The organism is Dolichospermum sp. UHCC 0406, assembly GCF_009712025.1.
Lineage (GTDB): Bacteria > Cyanobacteriota > Cyanobacteriia > Cyanobacteriales > Nostocaceae > Dolichospermum > Dolichospermum lemmermannii.
In genome coordinates, this window is sequence record NZ_VILA01000026.1 from 397023 (window position 1) to 406835 (window position 9813).

Annotated in this window: 11 protein-coding genes and 1 pseudogene; 3 read left to right on the forward strand and 9 right to left on the reverse strand. The window is 38.2% G+C overall.

What is annotated here, in order from left to right; all coding sequences use genetic code 11:
• Window positions 1–30: 30 nt before the first annotated feature.
• Window positions 31–1251 carry an exodeoxyribonuclease VII large subunit gene (gene xseA, locus FJR09_RS22080; protein ID WP_041458079.1) on the reverse strand — a complete coding sequence of 407 codons (1221 nt, stop codon included), beginning with the start codon at window positions 1249–1251 and terminating at the stop codon, window positions 31–33.
• Window positions 1252–1487: 236 nt separating this feature from the next.
• Between xseA and FJR09_RS22085 the strand changes: the two genes are divergently transcribed.
• Entirely contained in the window at window positions 1488–2417 is a 930-nt protein-coding gene (locus FJR09_RS22085; protein ID WP_015080785.1) for a Yae1 family protein, read from the forward strand.
• 199 nt (window positions 2418–2616) lie between these two features.
• On the opposite strand, the gene FJR09_RS22090 is transcribed toward FJR09_RS22085, so the two are convergent.
• The 3 genes from FJR09_RS22090 to FJR09_RS26030 all read right to left on the reverse strand — a co-directional run bounded on the left by FJR09_RS22090 (window position 2617) and on the right by FJR09_RS26030 (window position 3579).
• Entirely contained in the window at window positions 2617–2754 is a 138-nt protein-coding gene (locus FJR09_RS22090; protein WP_168650211.1) for a hypothetical protein, read from the reverse strand.
• 7 nt (window positions 2755–2761) lie between these two features.
• Complete coding sequence (locus tag FJR09_RS22095) at window positions 2762–3343, reverse strand: Uma2 family endonuclease (protein ID WP_168652877.1); 582 nt, start codon at window positions 3341–3343, stop codon at window positions 2762–2764.
• 107 nt (window positions 3344–3450) lie between these two features.
• Entirely contained in the window at window positions 3451–3579 is a 129-nt protein-coding gene (locus FJR09_RS26030; protein WP_256369471.1) for a hypothetical protein, read from the reverse strand.
• 169 nt (window positions 3580–3748) lie between these two features.
• Here FJR09_RS26030 and FJR09_RS22105 point away from each other — a divergent pair, with 169 nt between their 5' ends.
• Window positions 3749–4051 (forward strand): hypothetical protein, encoded by a 303-nt coding sequence (locus FJR09_RS22105; RefSeq protein ID WP_168650221.1) that lies wholly within the window; start codon window positions 3749–3751, stop codon window positions 4049–4051.
• A 75-nt stretch (window positions 4052–4126) separates the two neighbouring features.
• Here the strand turns inward: FJR09_RS22105 and FJR09_RS22110 are convergent, their stop codons facing one another.
• From FJR09_RS22110 to FJR09_RS22125, 4 genes and pseudogenes are all read right to left on the reverse strand, one after another.
• Window positions 4127–5098, reverse strand: coding sequence for an FkbM family methyltransferase (locus tag FJR09_RS22110; protein WP_168650219.1), 972 nt, complete (start codon window positions 5096–5098; stop codon window positions 4127–4129).
• Window positions 5099–5344: 246 nt separating this feature from the next.
• Complete coding sequence (gene bioF / locus FJR09_RS22115; protein WP_168652881.1) at window positions 5345–6514, reverse strand: 8-amino-7-oxononanoate synthase; 1170 nt, start codon at window positions 6512–6514, stop codon at window positions 5345–5347.
• Between the two features lie 6 nt (window positions 6515–6520).
• Complete coding sequence (gene ruvA / locus FJR09_RS22120) at window positions 6521–7162, reverse strand: Holliday junction branch migration protein RuvA (protein ID WP_168632195.1); 642 nt, start codon at window positions 7160–7162, stop codon at window positions 6521–6523.
• A pseudogene (locus FJR09_RS22125) lies at window positions 7159–7509 on the reverse strand (HAD-IIB family hydrolase); the annotation flags it as partial. The gene ruvA and the pseudogene FJR09_RS22125, both read right to left, overlap by 4 nt.
• 51 nt (window positions 7510–7560) lie before the next feature.
• Between FJR09_RS22125 and FJR09_RS22130 the strand changes: the two are divergent.
• The gene (locus FJR09_RS22130) at window positions 7561–8337 is read left to right on the forward strand and encodes a sucrose-phosphate phosphatase (RefSeq protein WP_168652878.1); all 777 of its coding nucleotides are present in this window, start codon (window positions 7561–7563) and stop codon (window positions 8335–8337) included.
• A 42-nt stretch (window positions 8338–8379) separates the two neighbouring features.
• Here FJR09_RS22130 and FJR09_RS22135 read toward each other — a convergent pair whose 3' ends face one another.
• Window positions 8380–9720 (reverse strand): WD40 repeat domain-containing protein, encoded by a 1341-nt coding sequence (locus FJR09_RS22135; RefSeq protein WP_168654185.1) that lies wholly within the window; start codon window positions 9718–9720, stop codon window positions 8380–8382.
• Window positions 9721–9813: the final 93 nt, after the last annotated feature.

A 9813-nucleotide genomic window follows, 5' to 3' on the forward strand; every position in this document is an offset into this window, starting at 1 on the left:
CCTCAAGTCTGAAAATATATTTTCCAGAACTCAACCTTCAGTAACTTCTATAACTTTAACTGTTACCTTACCTTGTGCCAACTGAATCACTAAATTTTCTCCTATAGTTAATTCTGATACAGAACGAGGAATTACACCATTTTCTGTTATCACCACTGCATAGCCACGCTGTAAAACGGACTTGGGGTCAATACTAGCCAATTTTTGTCGTAACATTTCTAAGTGTTGGTCGGCCTGTTGTAATTTTCCCGTTGTTACCTGTAATAATTGCCGATGTTTCCAAGATAACTTGTCTCTTTCCTGTTCTACTTGTCTATCTAACCGCAATTGACGCAACCGATGTTTTAATCCTTGAAGTTGCTTTTCCCTAGCTGCTAATGATGAATTTACGGCTGTACACAAGCCTGTAATTCGCTGTTGGTGTTGAATTTGCAAATCAGCCAATGCAGGTACTACGGTTTCCGCTGCGGCTGTTGGTGTATGTACGCATAAATCGGCCACCAAATCAGTTAAGGATTCATCCCTTTCATGTCCAATACCAGTAATAACGGGAATTGGACAATTAGCAACAGCCATAACCACTCTTTCATCATTAAAACAAGCTAATTCCTCAACAGCACCACCACCTCTTGATAAAATTAATACTTCTGCACGTCCATCTTTTTTAACCCGTTCAATGGCTTTTACGATAGATGCTGGTGCTTGTTCACCTTGTACTGTTGCGGGAGAAAATAAGATGTGTAAGCCGGGATATCTATGTTTAAGGGTTTTTTGAATATCACCCCAAGCGGCTGCTGTTGGGGACGTAATAACGGCGATAATTTGCGGATGTGAGGGAAAGTATCTTTTTCTCTCTGTATCAAATAGTCCCTCAGCCTGTAAGCGATTTTTCAGTTGTTGATAGCGTAATGCCTGTAAACCTACACCAGCAGGTAAGGCTTGCCACACTGTTAATTGATACTCTCCCCGTTGCGGGTAAATACGAATACTGCCTAAAATAATTAACTGTTCACCAGGAACTGGCATTTGTGCTAATTTTGCTACTTGACTTTTCCAAGCCACGCACTTAATCGCGGCTGTACTATCAGTATCTCTTAATGTAAAAAATAACCCACTCTGGTGATGATTGGTGCTGGAAACTTCTCCAGTTACCCACACTTGTCTGAGAATTTCATCTTGTTCTAAGAGTAATTTTAGATAGTCGGTTAAACCAGCTACGGAAAGGGCGGTATTAGGAAAGTCAAAGGTCATAGCAGTAGGTGATAGGTGATACAAATAACCGAGATCCCCGACTTTTTGATCACCTTTTGTTCATGGATTGATGATTGGAAAATGAAAAAAATTAGGGGAGAGTTCTTAATTGAGTTAGTATTATTGTATCATAAAGGTCTAATGCCTTGATTTGTGCAGATTATTGATAATTTCCCTCACGCTTTGAGAATCGGGATAATAAAACTTTATATACTGATATAAGAAAATACTAATTTATGACAAGACAACCGCACGACCAACTTGCTAAAGAATATCTAGAAGAATTATTAGCACCTTTAGGAGAGGTCAAAACCAGTAAAGATGTAAAAAGCGAAGTTCAGGAAATAGATGTTTGGTTTGTTCCGACAACAACAGTTATAAATTCAGAATTAGGATTATTAGGAAAAATGGCAGTTACAAGCTGTCTTTTTGAACCTTACCGTAATGCACGTAATGAGATAGAAATTAGAAGTTGTTTGTTAAAATTGTATAGCGTTCAGGGTGAATTGTTAAGACAAGCAAAAAGAGAAAAACGTTCTATCTCTGAAGAAGAATTACCCTTTCTATGGATTTTAACACCAACTTGTTCTGAAAGAATCTTGGAAGGGTTTGGAGCAAAAACAAAGGAGGGATGGGAAAAAGGAGTTTATTTTCTGCCAAAATACCAGAAAGCGGCTATTGTTGCTATTAACCAATTACCCATAATAGAGGATACACTATGGTTAAGGGCAATGGGAAAAGGCAAAACTCAAACTGAAGCTATCAGCAAAGTTGTTGAACTTTCACGAGAGAATGATAAATTGAACAAACTGGTAGCAATTTTCGCATCTTGGCAGAAAAATTTAGAATTGAATAGTGATGTCAATGATGAAGAAGTAAGGGAGTTAATTATGAGTTTATCACCAGCATATCTTAAACAGTGTGAAGAATGGAAACAAGAGGGAATAGAAGAAGGAAGACAGGAAGGAAGACAGGAAGGACAACAAGACGGACAGCGTTTGATGGTCGAGAGTTTGTTAGCGGTGCGTTTTGGTAATTTAGATGAGGAGTTATCTACTATTGTGATTCCGATGATGGAACTTTCTTTAACGGAAAGAACCCAGTTATTACTTAATTTATCTAATCTTTCCCGTGAGGAATTGTTAGCTAGGTTTAAAGTTGATTAGATGTTTTGAAAAACAATGTAGAGACGTTTCATGAAACGTCTCTTTTATAAGTTTGAATGGAATTATCTATCGAATAAAAATGGAAGAAAATAATAATAGCGATGAAGATAAGGAGTTAAGGATAGCTTGATCACCAGCATATTTATACCATCAGTTTCTTGTTTTGATGTTTGTTGCAGCACTTTCAAAATTTGGAAGTTTAAGAAAGTACCTTAACTGTTTGCCATTTGTTAGCTAAACAGTGCAAAGTCGCGGCTTTACCTTGGATATTGCCAATGCTTTCACTGATTTGTAAAGACTGCTGGTAGAGGGCGATAGCTTCCCTCGCCGTAGGCATCGCTTCTCTACATCAACGATTGCATAAAAGCATTCACTGCATCATATTGATCTGCCATTCGAGAATAAAACTCTAGTGACCGCAAATCTAATTCTGGTAATAATTCACTCTTACTTACTAAATCATATCCTGTAGAACGCAAACAATAAACCGAAATTACACCATCTTGCCAAAACCAAACCTCTGATACTCCGACTCGACGATAAATTTCTAGGGTGTCAATTCCACCACTGGTGACTATTACCTCAATTGCCAAGTCTGGAACTGGTTTGCGTTTACTCAGACAATAAGACTCATCTGGTTCTTTGCGTGCGCCTAATTCTTTTGTCCCAATTGTTGTACTACCACGTCCATAAAAACGAATATTTTTCACCCGCATATAAATCTCTAAAAGCTGACCTAAAGTATTTTTAGGTTCTTCATGGGCATCAGATAAAGGAGTCATAATTTCTAAATACCCATCTAAATAAGTTAACTGCGCTCCAGTTTCTGCCAAATCTGCATCTAATTTTTCCAGAGTTTCCCATGTTAGATTTGATAGCAAAGCTCCAACTGGATTTTTTTTAGCTTCAGAAATTGTGACAACCATCTGATTCACCTTTTACGCTATTTTTATAATATCCTAATTGCCTATAAAACCTATGGTAATTGCTCATATTCATCTTCTAGTTGCCATATTTAGCGGCTTCATAATTGTCATCCTTGTTGTTTTGCGATATGCCCTAACCACCATAATGTCATGGCTTTACCTTGGATATCCCCAATGCTTTCATTGAGTTGTAAAGACTGCTGAAAGAGGGCGATAGCTTCGCTCGCCGTAGGCATCGCTTCCCAATAATGCTCGGTTAAGCCTCAAAAAGTCATTATATGGTAGGTTGGGTTGGGTCACGTGAACGTATCCCTGGGGGACACTGCGTGAACGCCAAGCAATAGAACGTATCCCTGACGGGAGGCGTTAGCCATAACCCAACGAAATCATTGGTAATGTTGGGTTTTGTTACCTCAACCCAACCTACGAATAACTTGTGTAACAGAAGGAAAAGTCTTTTCTCTGTCTCAAGATTTAGGTTTAAAGAATGATGTGGTTAATATAGATAGCTTAATGGCTCTCTGCTTGTTACCTTTATTTGATCAGTCTCTATCAATGATGTCTTTAGTGGAATATTGGCAAAAGTTTAGACCTTTTAATCCTCTGACTGGCAACCCTGTAGAAAAGATAGAAGTTTTTCACTTATTACAAACGCTGCTCTTGGTTTTCCATGATTTTGATTTGATTATGTTAGAGACTCAATATTGATTCTAGTTAGTAGTGAGTGATTTATCACTCAGATTTTGAATAATGAGGACTGAAGTCCTCACTACGAACTTGAGTTTATTTATTAACATAAGGACGAATATTATTAACTACAGCTAGGGAATCTAAGCCTTGTTCTACTAATTCGGGAAATTGAGATAAACTCTTCATAATAGTTTTGGCAAAGTTGTATTGTGGATTGTCTCCATAATTAACTGTCAGGTACTCTAATAGCTCTAAAGCGTAATCAGGAAAACCTAAAACATCAGCTACACAAGCTACTTTGAAGATTTTACCAGGTTCTTTAACAACAGGATTGACATTTTTATCTATAGGATCTTGAAGATAGAAAGCATCTCCCCAGAGTATCTGTCCAGAGCGATTTTTTGATACTATTGGTGAACGGGCGCGAGGACGATAGGCAGTTGCTAAGTTAAATAATGTAAAACCATTTTTTCTGAGATGGGTATCCACATCAGCAAACAAAGGTTGATTTAAATATAAAGGCGAAAACTCAACTTCAATCTGCACCCCCAACACCCCACGTGTTAAAATCTCAGATGCTCCTTGTAAAACGTCTAAATCTGCACCTTGCACATCTATCTGCAAGAAATCTATTGTCTCAATTCCTTCTGCTTGACAAAAAGCATCTAATGTCGTTGTCTCAATTTCTATAGTAAAATCCAAACCTGCTAATTCTGGCAAATTTACAAATCTGGAAAGCAATGGCTCATTTGGTTCATACAATGAACTACACATGGGGTGTTTAGTTACATATAGAGTAACAGCACCTATACATTTACCCAGAGCTAAAGGAATATGTTTTTCAGTCCAATTTATTCCTTTTGATTCCAGTTCGGCTTCTGCCGCTTCACAAGCATCAGCATCAGCATCAAAACCATAAATAGTTAAGTTAGGTGCAAAAACGTTCCAATCTCCAGCGCCATAATCATCTGCTGATGATAGTTTCCGTGAACCTACATTACATATTGTGATCTGAACTTGGTTAAGAAGACCTTGCTCTTTCAGAGTTTGTAGAAAAACAGGCATAAAATTTTCCAGTGAGATTACTTATTGATAAGTAGGTAAGCAAAATTGATTATATAATAATTGTCAGAATCAGGATATCCAGGATTTAATTTTTTGCTAAATCTCTACAATGGGTTAAAAAGAAAATCTCTTTCTTTGCGTCTTTGCTCCTTTGCGACTTTGCGCGAAATAATTTTCATTACCGTAACATTCCAGGCGAACTGCTTGCAGCAGTGCTTCGCTATCGCTGCTAAACTCAATAAAGCCTTACCCTTCCATACTTTTGATCACTTCTACCAATTTCTGAAGATGTCCTAACTCATGGGTAGCCATGACAGATATTCTAATCCGACTGGTGCTAACTGTGGGGGGACGAATAGCTGGGGCAAAAATTCCTGATTCTCGCAAATACTTTCCGGCTGTTAATGCGGCTGCTGCACTAGATAATTGAAAACATAATATCGCCGATTCTGTGGGTAATAATTTTAAATTAGGTAAATTCTCTGTAATTAATTGTTTTAAATAATTGACATTTTGCCACAGTTGCGATCGCCTTTCCGGTTCTTCTCGCACTATCTTCATAGCGGCTATTGCTGCTGCTGTGTCTGCGGGAGAAAGGGCGGTGGTATAAATCCAACTGGGGGCGCGATTGCGTAAAAAGTCAATCAGGGAGCTACTTCCGGCTACATATCCGCCTAAACTTCCCAAGGCTTTACTTAATGTGCCAATTTGAATTAATTCCCTCCCTGTACACCCAAAATGTTCTACACAGCCAGCGCCAGTTTTTCCCATGACTCCCGTAGCATGAGCTTCATCGAGCAGTAGCATACTCCTAAATTCTTCAGCTAAATCTAGCAGTTGGGGTAATGGACATAAATCACCATCCATGCTAAAGACGCTATCAGTGATGATCAAACAGCGGCGAAAATTTTTCCTGTGTTCCCATAACTTTTCTTGCAGTACTGCAGTACCACCGTGCGGATATTCCATGACAGTTGCACCGCTGAGAATTGCCCCTTTTTTTAAGCTGGAATGGTTATATTCATCAGAGAAAATTAAGTCTCTTTTGCCGACTATGGCCGCAATTGTCCCTAAATTTGCTAAATAACCAGAACTAAATACTAATGCGTCTTGGGTTTGCTTAGTAGATGCGATTCCCTGTTCTAATTCTCTATGTATTTCTCGATGCCCACTGAGTAATCTAGAACCTGTACTACCAGTGCCGAATTGTTGAATAGCAGTAATGGCGGCTATTTGTAAGCGTTCATCTCCTGCTAATCCTAAGTAATCATTACTGGCAAAATTAATAACCTCTTGCCCAGATAAGACCACAGTTGCACCGGGTCGGCTGTGAATAGTTTGCACGGAACGATACCAGTCAGCCCGATGAATAGTGGCGAGAGATTCATTTATCCAAGCATAGGGATTATTATTGATCATGAATTAGGAACACTCTACTTCACTACTGCTAAGATAGGCGATCGCTTGTCTAATCCAATCTTCCACATAGGCATTTTTGGGTAAACCAATATTTTCGCTAACTGTGTGCAAAGCGTGACTGACTTCATGGGCAGTATATCCCAAAGCGAAAAGAGTCATTTGCACTTCTTCTAAAATTCCTGGTGCGGGTCCCCCTGTAGCCACAAAGAAGCCCGCTGATTTGCGCCATTCGATGAGTTTACTCTTTAGTTCTAAACAAATGCGTTCAGCGGTTTTCTTGCCCACTCCAGGGGCTTGAATTAGCATTTGGATGTTAGCAGCGACAATGGCTTGGACTAACTCTGGTAATTCCATTGTATCCAAGAGAGCGATCGCTAATGCTGCACCAATACCGCTAACACTGAGCAAATGGCGAAATAAATCCCGTTCGGAAGGAGAAGAAAAACCGTAAAGCATGGGTACTTCTTCCCGAATCTGGTAATGGGTAAAGATTTGGATCACATCCCCAGTTGAGGTTAACTGGTTAGCCAGACGTTGGGGAATTTGTAAATCGTAACCTGTGCCATTGACTTCTAAGGTCAAGATGACGCGATTAGGAGTAATGGCTTGGACACCGGCGACAATACCTTTAAGATAGCTAATCATTCTAGGAAACCAAAATATTTTAAACCTTCCATAATCCCAGCAGCACAACGGTTTTGGGCGAGGTAACGGTAGTCCGCAGGATGCTGATGATACCATTGGAGTAACTCTGGACGAGCATTCCCGACAATGATTCCCCGTTCCTGACCGACAGCGAATAAAGCAATATCATTACCCGAATCGCCACAAACAACAGTCTGCTCGGCTGCAAATTTCCACTTCTGTCGTAAAAACTGCATTGCTTGACCTTTATCGCTGGTATGGGGTAAAATGTCAAGGTCAATTTCACTACTATAAATTAACTTTACATTTAGTTGAGTTTTTTGCAACTCGGTTTCAAGTTGTGGTATAGTCAGGCGAATTTGGTTTGAAAACGACTATATATAAGGAGCATACTGTCTGTGACTCAATTTCTTTTCATTACCGATCTTGATCACACCCTCGTGGGTGATGATCAAGCAATGGAAGGACTGAATCGCAAATTAGAACTATATCGTCAGCAACACAATACAAAAATTGTTTACTCCACTGGGCGATCGCTATATCTGTATCAGCAACTAGAACAACAACAAAATCACAAACAAATAGCACTTTTACAGCCAAATATACTCATTTGCGCCGTAGGTACAGAAATTTACTCTTATAATCATCAAGATCAATTGATTATTAATAATCAGTGGTCAGAGAATCTATCTGAAGATTGGGATAGAGAATTAGTTGTAAAAATAGCTGCCAATTTTACTCAATTAAAACCACAGCCGGAAAGTGAGCAAAGACCTTTTAAAGTTAGCTATTTTCTCCAAGAAAAAACGGCTCTACAAATAGTATCAGACTTAGAAAAAGCCTTACTCCAACAAAGTTTAGATATTCAAGTTATTTATAGTGATAACAAAGACCTAGACATCCTACCACGTAAAGCCAACAAAGGTATGTCCATGACCTTTGTCCGCGAATATTTAGAAATAGAACCAGCCAAAACAGTTGCGTGTGGGGACTCTGGTAATGATATTGCCCTCTTTGCCAATAGAAAAGAAAAAGGTATTATTGTTGCAAATGCTAAACAAGAATTACTAGATTGGCACAACGAAAACCCAAACGAAAATCGTTACTTAGCAAAAGCTGAGTTTGCGGCAGGAATTGAAGAAGGTTTAAGGCATTTTGAATTTTTGGAAGAATAAAACTTAATAGTTCCGTTTTTTTTGATTCAACCAGCTTATTTGTTAATCTCTTGAAGCTCCTAATTCTTCTAAAACAGATATTTGGGCAGGATCTAAATTTTTAACTCCAGAAATATTCATACCCTGGTACGGTTTATCAAGTTCTATGGTGTGAAGACTAATATTAATTTTACTAATCTCCTTATTCTTATCTACCTCTACATCCCAAAACCTAATAGTCTGGTCTTGTCCACAACTAATTAACCTCTTGCAATCAGGAGTAAATACTATAGATTCTACAGCGCGTTTATGTCCTTTAAGTATCTTGATTTTTTTGAATACATATTCATTTTTTTCATTTTTTTCTATTTTCCATAGTATAATAATGCGATCATGCCCGGCACTAGCAATAATTAGTTCTGTGGGGTGACACGCAACAGAAAGTATTCTTTGACCTTCATTCACAGAACATAGTTTCTCCACAGAGGTATTATTGTGATTAATCCCCCATAATATCAGTTGTCTATCAAAACCACTGCTAACCAAAAAGGGTTTAATTTCCTGGGTTTCTGGAGGATTTTCCTGTTCTTTTGGAAAAACTAAACCTTCAGTGTTTTTAATAAAAGCAATACTATGAACTTGATCTTGATGCCCCTCCAGTTGTTTTTCCAAAACCGAAGAGTTTGACTGCTGGTCATTGCTTGGTTCACTATCTACAATGTCTATCAAACGAATAGTCTTATCCCGACTGCTACTAGCTAAGAAATGACCATCTGGACTAAAAGCTAGGGATAACACTCGGTCGGTGTGATTCGTAAATTTGGATAATACTTTTATATTATTCAGATTTCTTAGATCCCATAGAATAACTATATTATCATTCCCTGTACTAGCTAAAATATTTTCCGTAGGATGAAAAGCAACACATCTAACGCGTTTAGTATGTTTTATGTTAAGTAAGTGGTTTGTTTGTGATGTATTTTCTGCTTCAGGATTTATAAGATTCCAGTTGTTATCTTTAAACTGCCAAAGACCAATAGTCTTATCTTCACTAGCACTAGCTAAAAGTGTTCCATCATGGTTGAAGGCTACTGACCAAACCCAATCCTTATGTTTGGAAAGGGTGTAACTAGGAATATGTGTGCGATCATTGTAATTCCAAATATGAATGTTATTATCTTCACATCCACAAGCAAAAATTGATTGATTTTCATTCTTACTAAATGCCACTGACCAGAGGCGATTAGCGTATCCTCTCAAATTATCTTGACATTTCCATTTTTTTTTGTCTTGATCCCAATCCCAGAGTTTGACAATGCGTCCATCACCACCGCTTATAAAAAATCGAGGTTTAGCAGTGTTAGGACTAAATGCAGGGGAAACGCATCTAATTTTTTTTGACAAAATGTAACTTCTATGAATAGATAAAAAGGGCAGTATTACCATGTTAATATCAAGCCAATAAATGAGTATGAAGAAAATTTGATGGTAAATTCG

Coding starts and splice junctions, on each gene's coding strand:
- FJR09_RS22095 (WP_168652877.1), bottom strand. CDS start 3,343: ATGGTTGTCACAATTTCTGAAGCTAAAAAAAATCCAGTTGGAGCTTTG.
- FJR09_RS22090 (WP_168650211.1), bottom strand. CDS start 2,754: ATGCCTACGGCGAGGGAAGCTATCGCCCTCTACCAGCAGTCTTTACAA.
- FJR09_RS22110 (WP_168650219.1), bottom strand. CDS start 5,098: ATGCCTGTTTTTCTACAAACTCTGAAAGAGCAAGGTCTTCTTAACCAA.
- xseA (WP_041458079.1), bottom strand. CDS start 1,251: ATGACCTTTGACTTTCCTAATACCGCCCTTTCCGTAGCTGGTTTAACC.
- FJR09_RS26030 (WP_256369471.1), bottom strand. CDS start 3,579: ATGCCTACGGCGAGCGAAGCTATCGCCCTCTTTCAGCAGTCTTTACAA.
- ruvA (WP_168632195.1), bottom strand. CDS start 7,162: ATGATTAGCTATCTTAAAGGTATTGTCGCCGGTGTCCAAGCCATTACT.
- FJR09_RS22085 (WP_015080785.1), top strand. CDS start 1,488: ATGACAAGACAACCGCACGACCAACTTGCTAAAGAATATCTAGAAGAA.